The following is a 20919-nucleotide window of genomic DNA, read 5'->3' as shown; positions in this document are numbered from 1 at the left end:
GATAGTTTTCTCTGGCTTTTTATTTCCCACGGAAAAACCGTGGAGATGGCTCACAGCGTTGTTAACCAGCCGGTCAAGAACCGAAAAAATCCTTAACCAGCCCAAAATATATGACAAATACTCGTAACATTCTGACAGGCCTGTTAGTCCTTGCTGTACTGGCTTTATGTTTTATCTGGCCTATTCCCAACGATCAGCTGCCGTTTCATCGCAATGGATTGATTTATCCCATTGTCGCCGTGGCACTTGGCCTGTTTTTTAGTGGGATAACAACCAGACAGCGGCTGGATTTAAGCAAAATTAAGTTCGTTCTTATTGTTATATGGGCGTTAACTTTCTTTATTCTGATTAATGGTTTTTTTGTCGCCCCGGACATAAAAGAAATGGTTTCTGCCTGGAGTGGCCAGTGGTTACGCCCGGTATTACTGTTCTGCGCTGGCCTGGTATTATTGCCGGCGATCCAGAGAACTTTCCCCTCCATGTCCGCCGCCCGCTTCTTCACGCTGGTGATCCTCTTCTTCTGGGGCGTAGTCTGCGTACATTTGCTGGATTCAGTCTGGCTCTACTGGCGCGATGGGTATATTCACTGGGGGGATACGCGGATCGTCTATAACCGCACCCGCATGAGCTTCCAGGTCAATATGATCACCGGCTTTATTCTGGCCGAGTTGCTGGCGCGCGGTCTGTTACATCAACGCTTCCTGCGCCTGAATACACCGATGCTGGCATTAATACTGTTAAGTAACCTGCTGTGTACCGCGCTGGTGGATACCCGTTGGGGCACTATCGGTCTGGTCGGTAGCCTGTTCTCAACCTTTATCCTGTTGAGTCTGCACAGCATGCGCCGCAGTCGGGTCGTCGTCACCGGTGGCATTCTGGTTGGTCTTATTATTGTTTCTGCACTGCTTGGTTACGCCTCATGGAAAACCGATCCGCGCTGGCAAACCCTTGAAAGTGATGCCATTGCTGGATGGAACGCCCCCTTCACAAGCTTTTGTTATAATAAAACAGGCGGAACGGAACCGATTAACAGCCTGGGTGTACCGATGAACCACTCCAACGGCTGTCGGGCCAGCTTCTTCCATCAGGGCTGGAATCTGATTGCCGAACATCCGGCAGGCGTAGGGGCTAAAAAAGAGGCCTTCCGCTACGTGCTGCGCCGGGATACCCAGGATAACCGGATTAATATTCCTCACAGCCACTACGGCCTGATTGAATTTGGCATTCAGAACGGTGTTGTTGGCATCGTGGGCTGGCTGATCCTGCTGGTGGGCTGCTGGTATATCGGCTGGCGGGAGTTCCGTCGTGGCAATATGATGGTGGGGATGTTCCTGCTGCTTTTCACCATCGGCTTCTTCTCCCGAACCATGGTCGATCACAACCTCAAGGATCACTATCTGGAGCAGTATATGTTACTGACCGGTTTGCTGGTTGGCATGTGCGCCCTACGCCCTGCAAACATCGAAAAGCAAATGTCCTGACCAATCTGACGCGCCAGGGGAATAATCACCCTGGCGCGGAACGCTTTAGCCTGTCGGCTGTCGAATTGCCAGCAAATGGCCTCGTTATACCCTTTTTATTGCTGCGTATTTTTACGGAGAAAGCATGTCTGAAACGCCTCAATTAAGCCTCATCGTTGCCGTTTTTAATGGCGAAAAATTCCTGAGCGCTTTTTTTGACAGCATTAAACAGCAGAATTTATCGAGCCTGGAACTCATCATTGTTAATGACGGCTCAACGGATCGCTCAGCGGAAATCATTGCTGGCTATGCCGACAAATTTAGCCATTTCCGCATAATCGATCAGCCTAATGGCGGCGTATCGGCCGCACGCAATACCGGTCTTGCCCTGGCGACGGGTCAATACGTCGCGTTCCCCGATATTGATGACGTTATTTACCCAGGCATGTATCAGCGCCTGTTGGATATTGCTTTCGCAGGCCAGCTCGATGTGGCGACCTGCAACGGTAATTATATTTATGACGATGGACGCCCGTCGAAAAAGATTTTCCCGTCAGACAAACTGGCCTCGACCGGCGTGCTGGACGGCCCGGAGTGGCTGCAGATGGCGCTGGCCTCGCGCAAATTCTTGCATGTTACCTGGCTGAATATCTATCGCCACGCCTTTATCAAAGCGCAGGGTTTTACCTTCGAACACGGCCTGCGTCATCAGGATATTCCCTGGACCACGGAAGTGCTGCTGACGGCCAAACGCGTACAGTATGTGGATGAAGTCTATTACGACTATCTGATCCACTCTGCCTCGGTATCGCACACGCCAGGCACCGACGACACGCGGATGCGCTCGTCACGCCACTATATGAAAATCCTCGAAATGCTGGATGCCATCAATAAACGCTATCCGGACCAGGTGAAGCGTGTTCCAGCCTGCCGGTGGCAGATTGCCAAAGAGGGGTTGGGTATTCTGCACAGCATTAACAATATCGAAGACAGCGCGAAAAAACGCGAAATCACCCAGGAACTGTTCGATCGCGGCATCTGGTCGATGATCTGGCAAAACGCGCGGGGTTTGCGTCAGCGCTGGCGTCTGGGACGTCGTTACTTCCGCCTTAAAAAAATCATCGGCTAACGAATATTATGAGCAAACTTAAATTACACGCGGTCTCCCGCGCTGATTTCATCGCCAAAAACTATGCAGACTTCCAGACGCTGCTGGATAACCGCGTCAATCCGGATACCATCCCGGAGCGTTTTTACTGCGGCGGTCGCGGCGGCTGGACGTTCCAGACCACCCTGGCGCTGAAACACTATTACGGAGATGACATCGAGTGTTCATTTGGATCGGAATGTCGCCCGGATGCCATCAACCTGATGCATAACGATGATTTTGGATCGCGCGTCAAACCCTGGCGTGGCGTGACTGTCGTTGCCCGTGCCGACCGCCCACCGGTGATTGGCGCGGACGTGGTGGTGGATCAGAACCCGGAAGCGGATAACCGTAGCAATGGCGTTTTTGTTCCCTACTGGCCGCAGCCGGGGGTGAAACCGCGTGAGCGTACCGATGAAACCGTCAAAACCGTGGCCTTTTTTGGCCGTGTGGACAGCTTCCCGGAAGCGTTTCGCAGCGAGGCCTTTAAGCAGCGCCTTGCTGAGCAGGGCATCGATCTGCGTATCTCTTTCGATAACTGGACTAATTACCAGGACGTGGACGTCTGTATCAGTTTCCGCAAATCACACGACCACAAACTGGCGCGCAAACCTGCCAGCAAGCTGATTAACAACTGGCTGGGTAAAACGGTGATGATCTGCGACGACGAGCCTTCTTACCGCGCGATCCGCGAAAGCGAGTTCGACTACCTGATCGCCAAAACACCGGATGAAGCTTTCGACGCCATCATGCGGCTGAAAAACTCCCCTGAACTCTATCGTCAGATGCGCGAGCAGGGTGACAAACGTCTGCAGGTTTATTCCCGCGAAGCGGTTGCCGCGCGCTGGTTGAGCCTGTTTGAGGATATCTGGCGTAAAGGACTGCATAAACGCCCAACCCTGGTTCGTGCATTGCGCTTTGGTTTCGGTAAAGCCATTCGCCCGCTGACTAAAAAGTTTTAAGTAACCTTGAGTCCGTTCATGTTTAAAACATCCTCACAATCGTCACTCACGCCGCGCCGCAATATTCTGCGCACCGTGATACTCACGCTGGCTTTCCTGGTGCTGTTTTCACTGTGTGAAATCATCATCCTGCTGAAAGACCATGTCTATCAGCCGAAATCCAGCGACATGTCGCTGTATCTGATTATTTCCCTGCTGGCTGCCGTCAGCGCCCGCTATTTCCTGACCCGTCTGCTGCTGGCGGTCACCTTTATCGTGCAGATATCGGAAGCGGTGTATTACCAGTTCTACGGCCAGTTTTATGGCCCGAGTGAAGTGTGGCTGGCCTTTGTCGAAACCAAAGATATCGCCAGCGGCATCACGGACAGCCTGGGATCGCTTGGGATCTACTTTGCCATCATGGCCGTCGCGGTGATCTTTGCGCTGGTCTTTACCCGTCGTCTGGCGCCGCAGTGGCATAAGTGGGTGGCGATGCCGTGCCTGCTGGCTATCGTGGTGATGTTTGCGGGTCAGTTCTATAAAGCCATCGACGGACAGATGTATAAATTCAACCCGGATCTGCGCCACTCCTTACTGCGCAATGGTCTGTCGGCCATGAGTTACAGCGCTATTCGCCTGATCCCGGAAGCCCTTTCCGGTGAAAACCAGAGCGTCACGCACTATGAACCGTATAAGGTCACACCGGTAGAGGGCAGCCACGCCGGGAAATACTCTATCATCCTGGCGATTGGCGAAAGCCTCAACCCGCATCATGTCAGCGCCCTGGGCTACGAGCGCGACACCACGCCAGAACTGAAAGCCCTGATGGAACAGTATCAGGGGACGGGCCGACTGATCGTCTCGAACGCGGTTTCAACCCGCGTGGCGATCCCGATGCTGGTCAACAACCTGCGCGAGCCGGACAACTACGCCGCCTATAAGTCAAAATCGACCAACATCTTTACCAATGCCAAAAAGCAGGGCTACCAGACGGCGTTTATCTCTGCCCAGGGTCTGGAAGGGCTGAGCAACTGGATTGGTATCCACGATATCGACCTGTGGGAAGATACGCAGATCCGCCCTGCGCCGGACGTGGGTGCCGATGTGGTGCTGACCCCTTCCGTTGAGCAGGCGAAGCTGGACTGGAACAAACCTTTCCTGATGGTGCTGAACAGCCGTGCGCCGCATATTCCTTATGAGCGCAACATCCCGCAGGGCTTCGCGAAATTCTCTACCCCACGCCTGAGTGACGACGTGGCGCAGAAGAAGAATGAGTACGATGATGCCGTGCGCCTGTACGACAAAGAGCTGGCCTCGGCGATCCGTACCGCGATGGCGAAATCAAAACTGCCGGTGCTGGTGTTTGTTACCTCGGATCACGGCGAACGCGTCGGTGATGGCGGGCTGTTCGGCCACTCGATTGTTGAGATGCCGATTGCTCAGGTGCCGTTCCTCTACTTCAGTAACGATCCGGCTTATGCGATGAGCGCTATCAGCCAGCAGGTCCCGCTCAACCATTACCAGATGGCGACGCTGATCAACAAGATGCTGGGGTACGCGGTCAGTAACCCGAACCAGAAGGACGATAGCTACTACATCACCGGGGGTGATATTCGCGGCCTGTCGGAGCGCGTCACCTACCATCTGAACGAACTGCCGGAAGCGGAACGTTAAGCAGAAATCATTAAACGGGCATCTGATGCCCGTTTTTTTATCTGCGAACGCACGTAACGCAGGCAAATGGCTGAGCAAAAGCGCCAAAGGGATAGCTTTAAACGGCCTAAATGCTTAGAATTTGCCCGCCGAAACTGAAAAACGGATAATCGCTTGGAATTGTTGTATACCGCTCTGCTCTATATTATTCAGCCACTGGTGTGGCTACGACTGCTGCTACGTAGCCGTAAAGCGCCTGCCTACCGTAAACGCTGGGCTGAACGCTATGGTTTCTGCCGCAACAAAGTTGCGCCGGACGGTATCCTGCTCCACTCCGTGTCCGTGGGTGAAACGCTGGCGGCCATTCCGCTGGTCCGCGCCCTGCGCCACCGTTATCCGTCGTTGCCGATCACCGTCACCACCATGACGCCAACCGGCTCCGAACGCGCCATGTCCGCCTTTGGCAAAGACGTTCATCACGTCTATCTGCCTTACGATTTACCCTGCGCCATGAACCGTTTCCTCAATACCGTGCGCCCTAAGCTGGTGATCGTGATGGAAACCGAACTGTGGCCGAACATGATTTCCGCCCTGCACAGCCGTAAAATTCCGCTGGTGGTGGCCAATGCCCGTCTGTCGGAACGTTCTGCGAAGGGATACGGCAAGCTGGGCAAATTTATGCGCCGCCTGCTGAGTAAAATCACCCTGATCGCGGCCCAGAATGAAGAGGACGGCGCGCGATTCCTGTCGCTGGGCCTGAAGCGTAATCAGCTGGCGGTCACCGGTAGCCTGAAATTTGATATCTCTGTCACCCCGGAGCTGGCTGCCCGGGCGATTACCCTGCGTCGCCAGTGGGCGCCGCGCCGTAAAGTGTGGATCGCCACCAGCACCCACGACGGCGAAGAACAGATTATCCTCCAGGCGCATCGCCAGCTTCTGGAAAGCTTCCCGGATCTGCTGTTAATTCTGGTGCCACGTCACCCTGAGCGTTTTAAAGATGCCCGCGACATGGTGCAGAAAGGCGGATTCAGCTTCATTATGCGCAGCAGCGGTGAAATCCCGTCGACCAGCACCCAGGTGGTGATTGGCGATACTATGGGCGAGCTGATGATGCTGTACGGCATTGCCGATCTGGCCTTTGTCGGTGGCAGCCTCGTAGAGCGCGGCGGGCATAATCCGCTGGAGCCGGCAGCGCATGCTATTCCTGTGCTGATGGGACCGCACACCTTCAACTTCAAAGATATCTGCGCCAAGCTGCAGCAGGCTGACGGGCTGATTACCGTTAACGATGCCAACTCGATCGTGAAGGAAGTTTCCACCCTGCTGACTGATGAAGACTATCGTCTGTGGTATGGCCGTCACGCTGTCGAAGTGCTGCACCAGAACCAGGGGGCGTTGACCCGCCTGCTGCAACTTCTGCAACCTTACCTGCCCGTACGGAGCCATTAATGTCTGCGCGTCTGTCGGTCGTGATGATCGCCAAAAACGCCGCTGACCTGCTGCCGGATTGCCTCGCCTCCGTAACCTGGGCCGATGAGATCGTCCTGCTCGATTCCGGCAGTACTGATGCCACGGTTGAGGTCGCCCGCGCGGCCGGTGTGCAGGTCTATAGCAACCCCGACTGGCAGGGTTATGGCATTCAGCGCCAGCGTGCACAACAGTTCGCCACCGGCGATTATGTGTTGATGATCGACACCGACGAGCGCGTTACCCCGGAACTGCACCAGGCCATCCAGCGCGTGCTGGCTGCACCTCAACCCGATGCCGTCTACAGCATTGCCCGACGTAACTACTTCCTGGGTCGCTTTATGCGCCACAGCGGCTGGTATCCCGATCGGGTGATGCGTCTCTACCCGCGCACGCGCTATCAGTACAACGATAATCTGGTGCATGAGTCGCTGGACTGCGGCGGCGCGCATGTGGTTGCCCTCGACGGCGATCTGCTGCACCTCACCTGTCGTGATTTCGCCAGCTTCCAGCGCAAACAGCTTAATTACGCCACGGCCTGGGCTCAGGAGCGTCATCAGCGGGGTAAGACAACCTCGCTGGCGGGTATTTTCAGCCACACCGCAGGGGCGTTCCTGAAGACGCTGGTGCTGCGTGGTGGCGTGCTGGACGGTAAACAGGGCTGGTTACTGGCGGTGGTTAACGCCCAGTATACTTTTAATAAATACACCGAGCTGTGGGCGCTGAACCGCGGCTACTCAGAGAAAGCGTGAGCCATGAGCACAAAAGCGATCTATCCGGGTACCTTCGATCCCATCACCAACGGTCACATTGACATCGTCACCCGAGCCGCAAGCATGTTTGATACGGTGATTCTGGCGATTGCCGCCAGCCCCAGCAAAAAGCCGCTGTTTGACCTTGAGGAGCGGGTGGCCCTGGCAAAAGCCGCTACCGCGCACCTGCCTAATGTGGACGTGGTGGGCTTTAGCGACCTGATGGCGAACTTTGCCCGCGCTCAGCAGGCGAACATCCTGATCCGCGGCCTGCGTGCGGTGGCCGACTTTGAATATGAGATGCAGCTGGCGCACATGAACCGCCATCTGATGCCCGAGCTGGAGAGCGTCTTTCTGATGCCATCCAAAGAGTGGTCGTTTATCTCCTCTTCGCTGGTGAAAGAGGTGGCGCGCCACGCGGGGGATGTCACCCATTTCTTACCCGCGGTGGTTCATCAGGCGTTGATGGACAAGCTGAAGTAGTTCCTGCCTTCTTGCCGGGCGGCGCTGCGCTTGCCCGGCCTGCATATCACTTCTGGCACTGACGACAGTAGAAGGTGGCGCGCTGAGCGTGCTTGGTCGCCACAATCGGCGTACCACAGACCCGGCATGGGGCATCTTTACGGCCATAGACCTGCAGCTCCTGAGCAAAGTAGCCCGGCTTACCGTCGCTCTGCAGGAAGTCCTTCAGGGTGGTTCCGCCCTGCTCAATCGAACGCAGCAGCACCGCTTTAATCACCCTGACTAACAGCTCGCACTCTTGCGCAGAAAGTGAGGAAGCGAGGCGATCGGGATGGATTCCGGCGGCAAAGAGCGATTCACTGGCGTAGATGTTACCCACGCCGACCACCAGCTTGTTATCCATCAGCCAGGGTTTAATCGGGGTTTTCTTCTTCGCGCACTTCGCTTTCAGGTATTCCGCGTCAAACTCATCCGAGAGCGGCTCCGGCCCCAGATGCGCCAGCACGTTGTGCCCTTCCAGCTCTTTGGTCCACAGCCATGCGCCAAAGCGGCGGGGATCGGTATAGCGCAGCACTTTGCCGTTGCTCATCACCAGGTCAACATGATCGTGCTTTTCCGCGGGCAGCTCTTCAGTGAGGATACGCAGGCTCCCGGACATCCCCAGATGGATAATGATCCAGCCATCCGGCAGCTCGAGCAGCAGGTACTTCGCGCGGCGCTGGACGCTGAGAACGGGTTTGTCGCTCAGGGCGTGGATCTCATCAGAAACTGGCCAGCGGAGACGACCGTTGCGGACAACAGCGTGAAGAATGGTCGCACCGACCAGGTGAGGCTCAATGCCACGGCGGCTGGTCTCTACCTCAGGTAATTCAGGCATGGTTCCTCCGTTGAGATTCAGAATGCAAAAAACCCCGCAGTTGCGGGGTTTTTCAGTACAAGGATTCTAAAATTATTTAATTTTAGCTTCTTTGTACAGTACGTGCTGGCGTACAACTGGATCGAACTTTTTCAGTTCCAGTTTTTCCGGCTTAGTACGTTTGTTCTTCGTGGTGGTGTAGAAGTGACCTGTACCAGCAGAAGAAACCAGCTTGATTTTCTCACGAATACCTTTAGCCATGATTTATTTCCTCGTTAAGTACTTAGTACTTTTCGCCACGGGCACGCAGTTCGGACAGAACTGTATCGATGCCTTTCTTATCAATAACACGCATACCTTTAGCAGATACACGCAGGGTGACAAAACGCTTCTCGCTCTCAACCCAGAAACGGTGAGAGTGCAGGTTCGGCAGGAAACGGCGTTTAGTCGCGTTCAGTGCGTGGGAACGGTTGTTACCGGTCACCGGACGCTTGCCAGTAACTTGGCAGACTCGGGACATGTCTATTCTCCAAAAATCAAATTAGCTCGAGCTTCGTATGGGGTATCGGCGCCTCGTCAGGCTTTACAGCCCAGTCATCGCGATTCTAAGTGAACCATCGATTGCCAGGCCCAATTGCCAAACCCGAGATTCTCAAAGGTGGCGTAGTATACGCTGACTCGCGGATGTGCTCAAGTCCCGAACAGACAAAGATCCCGATGGATCGCGAGAAATGGCTTAAATCCACCCACGTTCGGCAAACGAAACGTACTCTCCGCGACCTATCACCAGATGGTCAAGAACACGAATATCCATGAATTGACAGCATTTCATGATGCGTGCGGTCACGTCTCTGTCGGCTTTGCTCGGTTCGGCGCGCCCTGAGGGGTGATTATGCGCGAGGATCACGCCAGCGGCATTCACTTTTATCGCTTCACGCACAATTTCTCGTGGATGCACCTCCACATGGCTCAGGGTCCCCGAAAATAACCGGGAATGTTGCAGTACCCGGTTTTGATTATCGAGGAAAATCACCATAAAAATCTCTCGCTCCTCTTCCGCCAGCTGGCTGCGCACAAATTCCCGGGTCATCTCCGGGTTCTCCAGCGGAGTTTCCCGCCTGATCCCCGAGCAGTAGTAACGACGGGCCAGCTCCGCAATGCCTCTGAGCTGGGCGAAGGTCGCAATACCGATCCCGTCGACCCGCCTGAACGCGGCCAGCTCGGCAGTCAGCAAGCCGTGCAACGAGCCGAAATGCTGCAACAGGTCTTTAGAAAGCGTGAACACACTTTTACTTCGCGTTCCGGTTCGCAGAAACAGCGCCAGAAGCTCATCGTCCGTCAGCGTCGTGGCGCCATCAGCGAGCATTTTTTCCCGCGGTAACTGCGGGGATGATGTCTCCATACACTCACCTCCTCCATAGTCAGGCTATGCTGCCACAGACAGTGGCCCCTCACGATGGCGGATTTCTTGTCTTGCGTAACGCCTCGCAAAGTGGCCGGTGGACAACATCCCGATGCATTTCGGATTGTGATAAAATGCCCGCCTCTCTGGTGAACCCAACAGGAAAGAATCATGATGAGCCTGGCCGGTAAAAAAATCGTTCTCGGCGTCAGCGGCGGCATTGCAGCCTATAAAACGCCGGAACTGGTGCGCCGTTTGCGCGAGCGCGGCGCGGACGTGCGGGTGGCAATAACCGAAGGGGGCAAAGCGTTCATTACCCCCCTGAGCCTGCAGGCCGTTTCGGGCTACCCGGTGTCGGACAGCCTGCTCGATCCGGCGGCGGAAGCCGCGATGGGCCATATCGAGCTGGGTAAGTGGGCAGATTTAGTTATCCTTGCCCCGGCCACCGCCGATCTTATCGCTCGCGTGGCCGCCGGTATGGCCAACGACCTGGTGACCACCATCTGTCTGGCCACCCCGGCGCCGGTCGCCGTAGTGCCTGCCATGAACCAGCAGATGTACCGCAACGCGGCCACCCAGCATAACCTGGCAACCCTGGCTTCCCGCGGTCTGCAGATCTGGGGGCCGGACAGCGGCAGCCAGGCCTGTGGCGATATCGGCCCGGGCCGCATGCTGGATCCGCTGGCGATTGTGGATCTGGCCGCCAGCCATTTTTCACCTGTCAACGATCTGCAACATCTCAGCATCATGATTACCGCGGGTCCGACGCGTGAGCCGTTGGATCCGGTGCGCTATATCACCAACCAAAGCTCCGGCAAGATGGGCTTTGCGATTGCCGCCGCCGCCGCGCAGCGCGGCGCCAGGGTCACGCTGGTCAGCGGCCCGGTGTCGCTGCCGACGCCGCCGCGGGTGCAGCGCATCGACGTGACCACCGCGCTGGAGATGGAAGCGGCCGTCCAGGCGCACGCGCAACAGCAGCAGATTTTTATTGGCTGTGCCGCCGTGGCGGACTACCGCGCAGCGGCCATCGCGGATGAGAAAATTAAAAAGCAAGGCAATGAAATCACAATAAAAATGGTGAAAAACCCGGATATCGTTGCCGGGGTCGCCGCGCTAAAAGATCGTCGGCCTTACGTTGTTGGGTTTGCCGCTGAAACGAATAATGTGGAAGAATATGCCCGGCAAAAACGTACCCGCAAAAACCTCGATTTGATTTGCGCGAACGACGTATCGCTGGCCACCCAAGGATTTAACAGCGACAGCAACGCACTGCACCTATTCTGGCAGGATGGAGATAAAGTCTTACCGCTTGAGCGCAAGGAACTCCTGGGCCAACTATTACTGGACGAGATCGTTACCCGTTATGATGAAAAAAATCGACGTTAAGATTCTGGACCCGCGTGTTGGTCAGGAATTTCCGCTGCCGACCTATGCCACTTCCGGCTCTGCCGGTCTTGATCTGCGCGCCTGCCTCGACGCCGCCGTAGAGCTGGCACCGGGCGCCACCACGCTGCTGCCGACCGGTCTTGCAATCCACATTGCCGATGCCTCTCTGGCGGCGGTGATCCTGCCGCGTTCCGGCCTGGGCCATAAGCATGGTATCGTGCTGGGCAATCTGGTGGGACTGATCGATTCTGACTATCAGGGTCAACTGATGGTCTCCGTCTGGAACCGTGGCCAGGACAGCTTCACCATCCAACCTGGCGAGCGTGTCGCCCAGATGGTATTCGTCCCGGTGGTACAGGCTGAATTTAATCTGGTAGAAGACTTTGACGCCACCGATCGTGGCGAAGGCGGCTTCGGCCATTCCGGGCGTAAATAAACCCGGCTAAACGCATTCCACAATCTAATAACGTATTAACAAACCGCAAACAGACGTTTGCGGTTGTTGTGTGGATGTCAGCCTGACAAGTGCTTATTTTCAGGGGTATTTTGTAACATGGCAGAAAAACAAACTGCGAAAAGGAATCGTCGCGAAGAAATACTTCAATCTCTGGCTCTGATGCTTGAATCCAGCGATGGCAGTCAACGCATCACCACCGCGAAACTGGCCGCCTCTGTGGGCGTGTCGGAAGCGGCGCTGTACCGTCATTTCCCCAGCAAAACGCGAATGTTCGACAGCCTGATCGAATTTATCGAAGACAGCCTGATCACGCGTATCAACCTGATCCTGAAGGATGAAAAAGACACCACCGCGCGGCTGCGTCTGATTGTCCAGCTGATCCTCGGTTTCGGAGAGCGCAATCCGGGGTTAACCCGTATCCTGACCGGCCACGCGCTGATGTTTGAGCAGGACAGGCTGCAGGGGCGCATTAACCAGCTTTTCGAACGTATCGAAGCGCAGCTGCGCCAGGTATTACGTGAAAAGAAGATGCGTGAAGGCGAGGGATACAGCATTGATGAATCGCTGCTTGCCGGGCAGGTGCTGGCCTTCTGTGAAGGGATGCTCTCCCGCTTTGTGCGCAGTGAATTCAAATATCGTCCAACGGACGATTTTGATGCCCGCTGGCCGTTAGTCGCCGCGCAATTGCAGTAGCGGAAACAGCATTCAGGCCCGGTAAGCACAGCGCCACCGGGCAATAAACTCAGACGCCGTACTCTTCGCGATAGGCACGCACTGCTGCCAGGCTCTCTGCCATCTCCGGCTTCTCTTCCAGATAGGCAATCAGGTCTTTCAGGGTGATGATTGAGGTCACCTTGCAGCTGTAGTCACGCTCCACTTCCTGAATAGCAGAAATTTCACCACGGCCACGCTCCTGACGGTCCAGCGAGATCAGCACGCCCGCCAGCGTCGCGTTGTTGGCCTGGATAATCTCCATCGATTCACGAATGGCGGTGCCCGCAGTGATCACATCATCCACCAGCATAACCCGGCCCTGCAGCGCGCTGCCGACCAGATTCCCACCTTCGCCGTGGGTTTTGGCCTCTTTGCGGTTAAAGCAGTAAGGCACATCGCGATCGTGATGCTCCGCCAGCGCCACGGCGGTGGTGGTGGCAATCGGAATGCCTTTATAGGCCGGGCCAAACAGCAGGTCGAATTCTATCCCGGAATCTACCAGCGCTTCGGCATAGAAGCGGCCTAACAGGGCCAGATCGCGCCCGGTATTAAACAGCCCGGCGTTAAAGAAATAGGGGCTCTTGCGCCCGGATTTCAGCGTAAATTCGCCAAACTTAAGGACCTGCTTGCTAAGCGCAAACTCAATAAACTGGCGCTGATAGGGTTTCATGGGTTTACTCCTCATCTGACTTTGCTTTTCTACGGACAAAAAAAAGGCGACTCATCAGTCGCCTTTAAAATCAATTTTCTAACGCCGCCTTCTGCGTCGTTACGATGGATTCGATTCCCTCTCGGGCTAACGCCAGTAGCGCCAGAAGCTCTTCATGGGTAAATGGCTCACCTTCTGCGGTGCCCTGAACTTCGATGATACGACCATCTTCGGTCATCACCACGTTCATATCGGTCTCTGCTGCAGAATCTTCAACGTACTCCAGATCGCACAGCGCTTCGCCCTTGACGATACCCACAGACACCGCTGCCACCATACCTTTCATCGGGTTAGTTTTCAGCTTACCGGCCGCAACCAGTTTGTTCAGGGCATCGGCCAGCGCCACACAGGCACCGGTAATGGAGGCGGTGCGTGTGCCGCCATCCGCCTGGATCACGTCGCAGTCGAGGGTGATGGTGAACTCGCCCAGGGTTTTCAGATCAACCGCAGCGCGCAGCGCACGAGCGATCAGACGCTGGATTTCCATGGTGCGGCCACCCTGTTTACCCTTCGCCGCTTCGCGGGCGTTACGGGTATGGGTGGAGCGTGGCAGCATGCCGTACTCGGCAGTGATCCAGCCCTGACCCTGGCCTTTCAGGAAGCGCGGCACGCCCTCTTCGATGGAGGCGGTGCACAGCACTTTGGTGTCACCAAATTCAACAAGCACAGAGCCTTCAGCGTGTTTTGTATAGTTACGGGTCAGGGTGACGGGGCGCACCTGGTTGGCGCTACGACCTGATGGACGCATGATGATATCTCCGGCTTGAAACGAATGTGGCTGCGCATTATACGGATTAAACGCGCTTATTCCTATCCTGAGAAAGCCCCGAAAGCTATAATCCCCCCATCTCTCCTCAAAAACGGAAATGTCTATGATCCGCAGTATGACCGCCTACGCCCGCCGTGAAATCAAGGGTAGCTGGGGCAGCGCTACCTGGGAAATGCGCTCGGTAAACCAACGCTATCTTGAAACCTATTTCCGTATGCCTGAGCAGTTCCGCAGCCTTGAGCCCGTGGTTCGTGAGCGTATCCGGTCTCGTCTGACGCGCGGTAAGGTTGAATGCAACCTGCGTTTTGAACCCGATGCGAGCGCGCAAGGGGAGCTGATCCTCAACGAGAAACTGGCTAAACAGCTGGTGAACGCCGCTAACTGGGTCAAAATGCAGAGCGACGAAGGCGAAATCAACCCGGTTGATATTCTGCGCTGGCCTGGGGTGATGGCGGCTGGCGACCAGGATCTGGATGCGATTACCGCTGAGATCCTTTCTGCGCTGGACGGCACGCTGGACGACTTCATCGAGGCCCGGGAAACCGAAGGCCAGGCGCTGAAAGCGCTGATCGAGCAACGCCTGGAAGGCGTGAGCGGCGAAGTCGTGAAAGTCCGTTCCCATATGCCAGAGATCCTGCAGTGGCAGCGCGAGCGTCTGGTTGCCAAGCTGGAAGACGCCGAAGTTCAACTGGAGAATAACCGTCTCGAGCAGGAACTGGTGCTGATGGCCCAGCGTATCGATGTTTCCGAAGAGCTGGATCGTCTGGAAGCGCACGTCAAAGAGACCTACAACATTCTGAAGAAGAAAGAGGCCGTCGGTCGCCGTCTCGACTTTATGATGCAGGAGTTCAACCGTGAATCGAACACCCTGGCATCGAAATCGATCAACGCCGATGTTACTAATTCTGCGATTGAACTGAAGGTGCTGATTGAACAAATGCGTGAGCAGATCCAGAACATCGAATAAGCATTAACAGACACCGATTTGTTATTAATGGTCCCACTCAGGGACCATTTTTATTTAATAGCCATAAGAATTTACTGTCTGCTTCAGGCGCATCAGAACATAAGCACTCTTTTCCTGATTTTGATAGAATGCAGGCCGCATTCCTTATTCAGATCGTCCTTTTCAGGAAACCTAATGGCAAACATCAACTTATCATTAGAGGGCGTATCCAGCCTCTCAGTTGACCGCGATTTCAGGCAGGACATCAACCTGCTGCGCGGAATAGCCATTCTTTCTGTTGTTTTTTATCACTTTACCGCCACCCTGCTGCCCGGCGGTTTCGCGGGCGTGGATGTGTTTTTCGTGATCTCCGGTTTTCTGATGACCAAAATCATCGCCACCGGCCTGGAACGCAACCGCTTTAACCTTATTCAGTTTTATGCCGCGCGCTGCAAAAGAATAATTCCCGCCCTGCTGGCGATGTGTTTGGTTATCGCCGTAGCGACCTTTTTCTGGCTACCGACAAATGAGTATAAAAAGCTCGGAAACTATATTGGCTATGCCGCTCTGTTTATTTCCAACCTGAAACTCAACAAAGAGACCGGGGACTATTTTGCCCTCGACTCGCATGAGAACTGGTTTTTACATACCTGGTCTTTGTCCGTTGAATGGCAATTCTACCTGGTATTGCCGTTTATTATGATGGGCTTATATCCCCTCAGGAAAAAGCTCAACACCGGCCTCTGTCTGCTGGTCCTCACCGTCGCGTCCTTTATGGTGAGCATGACACAAACCTCTACAAACCCGGCCACCAGCTTTTATCTGATGCCGTATCGTGCCTGGGAGATGCTGTGTGGCGGGCTGGTCTGGTACGCCGCACAGCGTTTTATCCTGCCGTTAAAGCTGCGGCCATTTACGGCGATCGCGGGTTACGCCATGATCCTGCTATCCCTCGTGTTCATCACGGCAGAGCAAGCCTGGCCTGGCCCGCTGACCTTACTCCCCGTCGCGGGTGCCATGCTGGTGATTTACAGCGACTACCAGCCGCTGGTGAGCCTGTTTGACCGCAATTTTCGCTGGGCCGGGCTGAGCTCATACTCCGTCTACTTATGGCACTGGCCCATTGCGGTATTCCTGATCTATTCCGGGCAACAGCATAATGGGCTGTGGGTGATGAGCGCGATTGCGCTCTCTTTTGCCGCCGGATGGCTCTCGTGGGTATTGATTGAGCAGCCCGGAAAAAACTACCTGAACCAGCGCTCGACCCGCGCTTTCTGGATAATCCTGTTTGCCTGCGTGGTCGTCGCCTGGCTGTTCAGCTATCTGGTGAAAAACAATTTTATTGTCAGCCAGCCCGATCCGTTGGTGAACAAAATCGCGCTGGAAGCCACCAACAAAAACTATGCTGCTAACCCGAAAACGCACTTAAGCACTTACGGTACGGGTAAGCCCGTCGCCATCATTATTGGCGACAGCCATGCGGAAGCCACAGCAACCGCCCTGGCAGAAGCCGCGCAGGGCAAGGGCTCGGTTATCGGTATCACCTATTCTGGCTGCCCGACGCTGGCGACGGGTGTACTGAGCGAGAACAACCGATGCGGCGCATTCAATCGCTCCCTCCCTTCACGGCTGCAGGATTATCCGTCAGATGTGCCGGTGGTGATCGTGAACCGCCTGACGCATTATGCTGAACAGCAGCTGGTGAAATTTGATACCCATTCGCCAGACAAGCAGGCGTACCTGCAACAGTATGCCGATGCGATTGTCGGGATGGCGTGCACCCTGAATCGCTCACATCCGGTCTGGCTGGTGAACCCGATCCCCGAGATGGCGCGTAACGTTCCCCGCACGTTATCCCATCGTCTGATGACCGGCAAAGCTACCCGCGATTTATCGGTTCCTCTGGCGGACTACGAGAAAAAGAACGCGGCCATTTTGCAGGCCCAGGCGCGGGCGGCAAAAGAGTGCGGCGTTCAGGTACTGGATCCCACCGCCTGGCTCTGTACCGCGAGTCGCTGTATGGGTAGTAAAAATCTCCAACCCTGGTACTTCGACGATAATCACCTCAGTGAAACCGGTAATAAAAAACTGGTACCGATGTTCCGCCAGGTTTTTAGCCGACCGCAGCAGTAAAGACCAAATAAATCTAATGTGATATCGGGTTAAAAAACCTGATATCGCACCTATCACGCCAATCATCCATTAGATAATCTAAGTGATGGTCACTCACACAAAAAAATCTAAATCGTGGGACAGCCCACAAAACGTTACCCTGACGGCCTTAATTTGGGGGGTAACATGCTGCTGCACATCCTGTATCTGATCGGTATCACCGCTGAGGCTATGACCGGAGCTCTGGCCGCCGGGCGTCGTCGTATGGACACTTTCGGAGTCATTATTATTGCCACGGCGACGGCGCTGGGCGGGGGCTCGGTCCGGGATATCCTGCTGGGCCACTATCCGCTCGGCTGGGTGCAGCATCCTGAATACGTGATTATTGTGGCCATTGCGGCCGTGCTGACCACCATCGTCGCCCCGGTGATGCCCCATCTGCGACGTCTGTTTCTGGTGTTGGATGCGCTCGGCCTGATCGTCTTCTCCATTATTGGCGCCCAGGTCGCGCTGGATATGGGCGAAGGCCCGGTTATCGCCACTATCGCAGCGGTGATCACCGGCGTGTTTGGCGGCGTCCTGCGGGACATGTTCTGCAAACGCATTCCGCTGGTCTTTCAAAAAGAGATCTATGCTGGGGTCTCCTTCGCTTCAGCGGTGCTGTACGTCGCCCTGCAGCACTACGTGAGCAACCAGGATGTGGTGATTATCTCCACGCTGTTGTTTGGTTTTACCGCCCGTATGCTGGCGCTGCGTTTAAAGCTGGGCCTGCCGGTCTTTTATTACCGCCACGACAGCCACTAAAACCCCTGCACGCCCTGCTTATTCAGCCAGGCGGTCAGGGCGTTAACGGTGGGGTGATGAACAAACTCCACCAGCCTGCGCGCTTTTTCCACGCCAATGCCCGGAACCTGCTGCCAGCCCAGCGGATCTCTGCTCTGCAACTGCTGCCAGTGGCCATCCCCCAGCGCGCGCATGGCCACCCTGGGCAGAGGCACGCCTAGCGCATCCAGCCAGCGGGTAAAGGGCTGACGGCGCGCCAGGTTGAACTGATGCCAGAGCCGCAGGCCGCGCTGTGCCGAAAGACCGGGCGTATGCTGAAGTTGCTCCTGGGTGAGCGCCAGCCACGAAAACAGGTGCTCAAAATGATGTGCCTGATGAAGCACCTGCCAACCAGCGTCACCCAGTCCTTCGATGTTTAACACCGACGACGAACTCAGCCAGGCCAGCCGGGCCATAAACTGTTCGTGGCATTCCGGTGAGGCATAAAAACAGGTCAGCGGCGTAAAGCGTGACGCTGGCGGCACCGGTTTTTTCCGTTCGCTCCCTCGCCAGACGACTTTATCCACCCGCGGGATCCCCTGGCCGGCCAGGCTGACCTGAACCTGATCGCCCGGCGCAATATCCAGTTCCTGCCAGCGCCTCACCGACCCCAGATTGACGCGCTGCACCCGTTTATCATCAAGCTGTACCGGCTCAAGTGTCGCGACCACCGCGATCCTGCCGGTACGCCCCACGGCGAAGGTGATAGCCCGAACCTCGGCGACACGGGCGGCCGGGGCATACTTCCACGCCACCACCCAGCTACCGTCTCCGGGCAACCAGTGCTTGCCCGCAGGCTCCTGCGCCGAGCGGATCACGATGCCATCGGTGACAAAGGGCAGCGGCGACTTCAGCCAGCGATCGCGTATGGTTTCAGCCTCCTCCACTGAACCGATCGGCTGCGTCCAGGGTTCGCTCAGGATGAAGCCCGCCCGGGTTAACGCCTGCAGACGCTCTCCCATCGGGGCAGGACCGTCCGGCCAGGCCCAGATAAAGATGCCGATGTGATCCAGGGCGGCGCTCTCATCCTGACGCATCATCGCCCCGGCGACTTTTGCCCGTGCATTCATGCCGCCCATCTGCTGCTGGATATGATTATCACGGAGCAAGAAGAGCTCCCCCTGTAACACGCTGTTGGCGAGCGGGCCCGTCACCCGGGCGGGCACCGAGGCCATACGCTTCACTTTTGCCGTCCAGTCTTCGCCTTTCAGCCCGTCGCCCCGGCTGGTGGCCTGCACCAGGTGACCCTGACGGTAGACCAGCGTCACCGCCACGCCATCCACCTTGGGCTGGATCCACAGATCGCGATGCGAATGCATCCACTGCCGAAGTGCCGCTTTGTCGGCTACCTTCGCCACCCCGGTATGGCTGACCGGATGCCTGATAGAACCACCCGCAGGCAACAGCGTATCTGTCGCCGACTCATCGCCAAAGCAGTGCCGCCACTGTTTCAGCCGCGCAGCCAGCTGGTCATATATTTCGTCGTTTACGTCGCTGACGCCCTGCTGCCAGTAGGCTTTATCCCAGCGGGCTATTTGCGCGCTGAGCCGGGCGATCTCCTGCTCTGCCTGCGCGGGTGACCAGACCGGGCATACCGCCAGGCCGCAACTGCTCCAGAGCAGCATGAGTACACCAAAACATCGCCACATCGTTATCCCTCCCTGTTTTACGGAGGGTATAACGCGGTATGACATCGCAGGCGACAGGCAAAAACAGACTTTACGAGCCGTCATCAGGACTTTGTTTCTGTTGCAGCAAACAGCGTAGAAAAGTGGAAAAGGGAGAGCAAAAATCAACTAAGAAGCGGAAAAAGTGTGACAAAGGCTACGTCACGAAGCGGCGACGTGTATAATAAGCCCGTATGTAGGACTTTCTTCGCTAACACATACAAAAGACTCTCATGGCTCAAGGCACGCTTTATATTGTTTCTGCCCCTAGTGGCGCGGGTAAATCCAGCCTGATTCAGGCGCTGTTAAAAACCCAACCGTTGTATGATACCCAGGTATCGGTTTCTCACACCACGCGCGCGCCGCGTCCGGGTGAGGTGCACGGTGAACACTATTTCTTTGTTGATCACGACGAATTCAGAGCGATGATTGGCAGGGATGCGTTTCTTGAACACGCGGAAGTCTTCGGTAATTACTACGGCACCTCACGTGAAACTATTGAGCAGGTGCTGTCGACCGGCGTAAACGTGTTCCTGGATATCGACTGGCAGGGCGCGGAGCAGATTCGCAAGAAGATGCCTGATTCGCGCAGTATCTTTATTTTACCGCCGTCGAAAGATGAGCTGGATCGCCGTCTTCGCGGCCGCGGCCAGGACAGCGAAGAGGTTATCGCAAAACGTATGGCCCAGGCAGTTGCGGAAATGAGCCATTACGCCGAATATGATTACCTGATTGTGAATGATGACTTTGACGCCGCCCTGAGCGATCTCAAAATCATCCTTCGCGCCGAACGTCTGCGCATGAGCCGCCAGAAGCAGCGACATGACGCATTAATCACCAAACTGTTGGCAGACTGAACCCACATTCAGTATCATGCCCAGTCATTTCTTCATCTGTGGAGCATTTTAAGTATGGCACGCGTAACTGTTCAGGACGCTGTAGAGAAAATTGGTAACCGTTTTGACCTGGTGCTGGTCGCCGCGCGTCGCGCTCGTCAGATGCAGTCAGGCGGTAAAGATCCACTGGTACCGGAAGAAAACGATAAAACTACCGTTATCGCATTGCGTGAAATCGAAGAAGGTCTGATCAACAACCAGATCCTTGATGTTCGTGAACGCCAGGAGCAGCAAGAGCAGGAAGCCGCAGAACTGCAGGCCGTTACCGCCATTGCTGAAGGTCGTCGTTAATTAAACCTGC

The 20919-nt window shown here is 55.7% G+C and carries 22 protein-coding genes; 15 read left to right on the top strand and 7 right to left on the bottom strand.

The genetic code is table 11. From position 1 onward, the window contains the following. The first annotated feature begins 110 nt into the window (after positions 1-110). The 7 genes from G7090_RS00540 to coaD all read left to right on the top strand — a co-directional run bounded on the left by G7090_RS00540 (position 111) and on the right by coaD (position 7903). Complete coding sequence (locus G7090_RS00540) at positions 111-1481, top strand: O-antigen ligase (RefSeq protein WP_166181140.1); 1371 nt, start codon at positions 111-113, stop codon at positions 1479-1481. A gap of 124 nt (positions 1482-1605) precedes the next feature. Continuing rightward, the gene (locus G7090_RS00535) at positions 1606-2589 is read left to right on the top strand and encodes a glycosyltransferase (protein WP_166181138.1); all 984 of its coding nucleotides are present in this window, start codon (positions 1606-1608) and stop codon (positions 2587-2589) included. Between the two features lie 8 nt (positions 2590-2597). After that, positions 2598-3569 (top strand): glycosyltransferase, encoded by a 972-nt coding sequence (locus G7090_RS00530; RefSeq protein ID WP_166181135.1) that lies wholly within the window; start codon positions 2598-2600, stop codon positions 3567-3569. An 18-nt stretch (positions 3570-3587) separates the two neighbouring features. Beyond that, positions 3588-5222, top strand: a complete 1635-nt coding sequence (locus tag G7090_RS00525) for a sulfatase-like hydrolase/transferase (RefSeq protein WP_166181133.1) — start codon at positions 3588-3590, stop codon at positions 5220-5222. A gap of 153 nt (positions 5223-5375) precedes the next feature. Then, positions 5376-6650 carry a lipid IV(A) 3-deoxy-D-manno-octulosonic acid transferase gene (gene waaA, locus G7090_RS00520; protein ID WP_166181131.1) on the top strand — a complete coding sequence of 425 codons (1275 nt, stop codon included), beginning with the start codon at positions 5376-5378 and terminating at the stop codon, positions 6648-6650. Next, positions 6650-7420, top strand: a complete 771-nt coding sequence (locus G7090_RS00515; RefSeq protein ID WP_166181129.1) for a glycosyltransferase family 2 protein — start codon at positions 6650-6652, stop codon at positions 7418-7420. The genes waaA and G7090_RS00515 overlap by 1 nt, the downstream gene beginning before the upstream one ends. Before the next feature lie 3 nt (positions 7421-7423). Next, entirely contained in the window at positions 7424-7903 is a 480-nt protein-coding gene (coaD, locus tag G7090_RS00510) for a pantetheine-phosphate adenylyltransferase (RefSeq protein WP_077226466.1), read from the top strand. A 46-nt stretch (positions 7904-7949) separates the two neighbouring features. Here the strand turns inward: coaD and mutM are convergent, their stop codons facing one another. The 4 genes from mutM to radC all read right to left on the bottom strand — a co-directional run bounded on the left by mutM (position 7950) and on the right by radC (position 10140). Continuing rightward, positions 7950-8759, bottom strand: coding sequence for a bifunctional DNA-formamidopyrimidine glycosylase/DNA-(apurinic or apyrimidinic site) lyase (mutM, locus tag G7090_RS00505; protein ID WP_166181127.1), 810 nt, complete (start codon positions 8757-8759; stop codon positions 7950-7952). A gap of 72 nt (positions 8760-8831) precedes the next feature. Then, the gene (gene rpmG / locus G7090_RS00500; protein WP_003024094.1) at positions 8832-8999 is read right to left on the bottom strand and encodes a 50S ribosomal protein L33; all 168 of its coding nucleotides are present in this window, start codon (positions 8997-8999) and stop codon (positions 8832-8834) included. 22 nt (positions 9000-9021) lie between these two features. After that, on the bottom strand, positions 9022-9258 hold the full coding sequence (rpmB, locus tag G7090_RS00495; RefSeq protein WP_002436699.1) for a 50S ribosomal protein L28: 237 nt from the start codon (positions 9256-9258) through the stop codon (positions 9022-9024). Positions 9259-9474: 216 nt separating this feature from the next. Then, positions 9475-10140 carry a DNA repair protein RadC gene (gene radC / locus G7090_RS00490; protein ID WP_166181125.1) on the bottom strand — a complete coding sequence of 222 codons (666 nt, stop codon included), beginning with the start codon at positions 10138-10140 and terminating at the stop codon, positions 9475-9477. A gap of 174 nt (positions 10141-10314) precedes the next feature. Between radC and coaBC the strand changes: the two genes are divergently transcribed. The 3 genes from coaBC (at position 10315) to slmA (ending at position 12676) form a co-directional block, all read left to right on the top strand. Then, on the top strand, positions 10315-11526 hold the full coding sequence (gene coaBC, locus G7090_RS00485) for a bifunctional phosphopantothenoylcysteine decarboxylase/phosphopantothenate--cysteine ligase CoaBC (protein WP_166185045.1): 1212 nt from the start codon (positions 10315-10317) through the stop codon (positions 11524-11526). Next, positions 11504-11962 (top strand): dUTP diphosphatase, encoded by a 459-nt coding sequence (gene dut / locus G7090_RS00480; RefSeq protein ID WP_032615705.1) that lies wholly within the window; start codon positions 11504-11506, stop codon positions 11960-11962. The genes coaBC and dut overlap by 23 nt, the downstream gene beginning before the upstream one ends. Before the next feature lie 117 nt (positions 11963-12079). Continuing rightward, positions 12080-12676, top strand: a complete 597-nt coding sequence (slmA, locus tag G7090_RS00475) for a nucleoid occlusion factor SlmA (protein WP_106995437.1) — start codon at positions 12080-12082, stop codon at positions 12674-12676. A gap of 49 nt (positions 12677-12725) precedes the next feature. On the opposite strand, the gene pyrE is transcribed toward slmA, so the two are convergent. Together pyrE and rph are read right to left on the bottom strand one after the other, a co-directional pair. Beyond that, on the bottom strand, positions 12726-13367 hold the full coding sequence (gene pyrE, locus G7090_RS00470; RefSeq protein WP_166181122.1) for an orotate phosphoribosyltransferase: 642 nt from the start codon (positions 13365-13367) through the stop codon (positions 12726-12728). A gap of 70 nt (positions 13368-13437) precedes the next feature. Further along, positions 13438-14154: a ribonuclease PH gene (rph, locus tag G7090_RS00465; RefSeq protein WP_106995435.1), complete on the bottom strand. Its 717-nt coding sequence runs from the start codon at positions 14152-14154 to the stop codon at positions 13438-13440. Between the two features lie 124 nt (positions 14155-14278). Here rph and G7090_RS00460 point away from each other — a divergent pair, with 124 nt between their 5' ends. From G7090_RS00460 to G7090_RS00450, 3 genes are all read left to right on the top strand, one after another. Continuing rightward, the gene (locus G7090_RS00460; protein WP_106995434.1) at positions 14279-15142 is read left to right on the top strand and encodes a YicC/YloC family endoribonuclease; all 864 of its coding nucleotides are present in this window, start codon (positions 14279-14281) and stop codon (positions 15140-15142) included. Positions 15143-15316: 174 nt separating this feature from the next. Then, on the top strand, positions 15317-17254 hold the full coding sequence (locus G7090_RS00455) for an acyltransferase family protein (protein WP_166181120.1): 1938 nt from the start codon (positions 15317-15319) through the stop codon (positions 17252-17254). 165 nt (positions 17255-17419) lie between these two features. After that, positions 17420-18037, top strand: a complete 618-nt coding sequence (locus G7090_RS00450; protein WP_106995520.1) for a trimeric intracellular cation channel family protein — start codon at positions 17420-17422, stop codon at positions 18035-18037. Here G7090_RS00450 and ligB read toward each other — a convergent pair. After that, a complete protein-coding gene (ligB, locus tag G7090_RS00445) occupies positions 18034-19704 on the bottom strand; it encodes an NAD-dependent DNA ligase LigB (protein WP_166181118.1) in 1671 nt (556 codons plus the stop codon). The two genes, G7090_RS00450 and ligB, sit on opposite strands and share 4 nt — an antisense overlap. A gap of 251 nt (positions 19705-19955) precedes the next feature. On the opposite strand from ligB, the gene gmk reads away from it, so the two are divergent. Together gmk and rpoZ are read left to right on the top strand one after the other, a co-directional pair. Beyond that, positions 19956-20579, top strand: a complete 624-nt coding sequence (gmk, locus tag G7090_RS00440) for a guanylate kinase (RefSeq protein WP_166181116.1) — start codon at positions 19956-19958, stop codon at positions 20577-20579. A gap of 54 nt (positions 20580-20633) precedes the next feature. Continuing rightward, positions 20634-20909, top strand: a complete 276-nt coding sequence (gene rpoZ, locus G7090_RS00435) for a DNA-directed RNA polymerase subunit omega (protein WP_032615688.1) — start codon at positions 20634-20636, stop codon at positions 20907-20909. The last annotated feature ends 10 nt before the right edge of the window (positions 20910-20919 follow it).

The organism is Leclercia sp. 29361, from assembly GCF_011290365.1.
GTDB classification, from domain to species: Bacteria; Pseudomonadota; Gammaproteobacteria; order Enterobacterales; family Enterobacteriaceae; genus Enterobacter; species Enterobacter tamurae.
Note: the sequence above shows the minus strand (reverse complement) of the source record. Positions and strands in the feature narration are given on the sequence as shown.

Excerpts from the sequence above, each read along its gene's own strand:
- G7090_RS00530 (WP_166181135.1), top strand. The coding sequence starts at position 2,598 with ATGAGCAAACTTAAATTACACGCGGTCTCCCGCGCTGATTTCATCGCC.
- radC (WP_166181125.1), bottom strand. The coding sequence starts at position 10,140 with ATGGAGACATCATCCCCGCAGTTACCGCGGGAAAAAATGCTCGCTGAT.
- G7090_RS00515 (WP_166181129.1), top strand. The coding sequence starts at position 6,650 with ATGTCTGCGCGTCTGTCGGTCGTGATGATCGCCAAAAACGCCGCTGAC.
- G7090_RS00525 (WP_166181133.1), top strand. The coding sequence starts at position 3,588 with ATGTTTAAAACATCCTCACAATCGTCACTCACGCCGCGCCGCAATATT.
- slmA (WP_106995437.1), top strand. The coding sequence starts at position 12,080 with ATGGCAGAAAAACAAACTGCGAAAAGGAATCGTCGCGAAGAAATACTT.
- rpmG (WP_003024094.1), bottom strand. The coding sequence starts at position 8,999 with ATGGCTAAAGGTATTCGTGAGAAAATCAAGCTGGTTTCTTCTGCTGGT.
- G7090_RS00460 (WP_106995434.1), top strand. The coding sequence starts at position 14,279 with ATGATCCGCAGTATGACCGCCTACGCCCGCCGTGAAATCAAGGGTAGC.
- G7090_RS00540 (WP_166181140.1), top strand. The coding sequence starts at position 111 with ATGACAAATACTCGTAACATTCTGACAGGCCTGTTAGTCCTTGCTGTA.
- mutM (WP_166181127.1), bottom strand. The coding sequence starts at position 8,759 with ATGCCTGAATTACCTGAGGTAGAGACCAGCCGCCGTGGCATTGAGCCT.
- dut (WP_032615705.1), top strand. The coding sequence starts at position 11,504 with ATGATGAAAAAAATCGACGTTAAGATTCTGGACCCGCGTGTTGGTCAG.
- rpmB (WP_002436699.1), bottom strand. The coding sequence starts at position 9,258 with ATGTCCCGAGTCTGCCAAGTTACTGGCAAGCGTCCGGTGACCGGTAAC.
- coaBC (WP_166185045.1), top strand. The coding sequence starts at position 10,315 with ATGAGCCTGGCCGGTAAAAAAATCGTTCTCGGCGTCAGCGGCGGCATT.
- gmk (WP_166181116.1), top strand. The coding sequence starts at position 19,956 with ATGGCTCAAGGCACGCTTTATATTGTTTCTGCCCCTAGTGGCGCGGGT.
- G7090_RS00450 (WP_106995520.1), top strand. The coding sequence starts at position 17,420 with ATGCTGCTGCACATCCTGTATCTGATCGGTATCACCGCTGAGGCTATG.
- rph (WP_106995435.1), bottom strand. The coding sequence starts at position 14,154 with ATGCGTCCATCAGGTCGTAGCGCCAACCAGGTGCGCCCCGTCACCCTG.
- pyrE (WP_166181122.1), bottom strand. The coding sequence starts at position 13,367 with ATGAAACCCTATCAGCGCCAGTTTATTGAGTTTGCGCTTAGCAAGCAG.
- G7090_RS00535 (WP_166181138.1), top strand. The coding sequence starts at position 1,606 with ATGTCTGAAACGCCTCAATTAAGCCTCATCGTTGCCGTTTTTAATGGC.
- rpoZ (WP_032615688.1), top strand. The coding sequence starts at position 20,634 with ATGGCACGCGTAACTGTTCAGGACGCTGTAGAGAAAATTGGTAACCGT.
- G7090_RS00455 (WP_166181120.1), top strand. The coding sequence starts at position 15,317 with ATGGCAAACATCAACTTATCATTAGAGGGCGTATCCAGCCTCTCAGTT.
- ligB (WP_166181118.1), bottom strand. The coding sequence starts at position 19,704 with ATGTGGCGATGTTTTGGTGTACTCATGCTGCTCTGGAGCAGTTGCGGC.
- coaD (WP_077226466.1), top strand. The coding sequence starts at position 7,424 with ATGAGCACAAAAGCGATCTATCCGGGTACCTTCGATCCCATCACCAAC.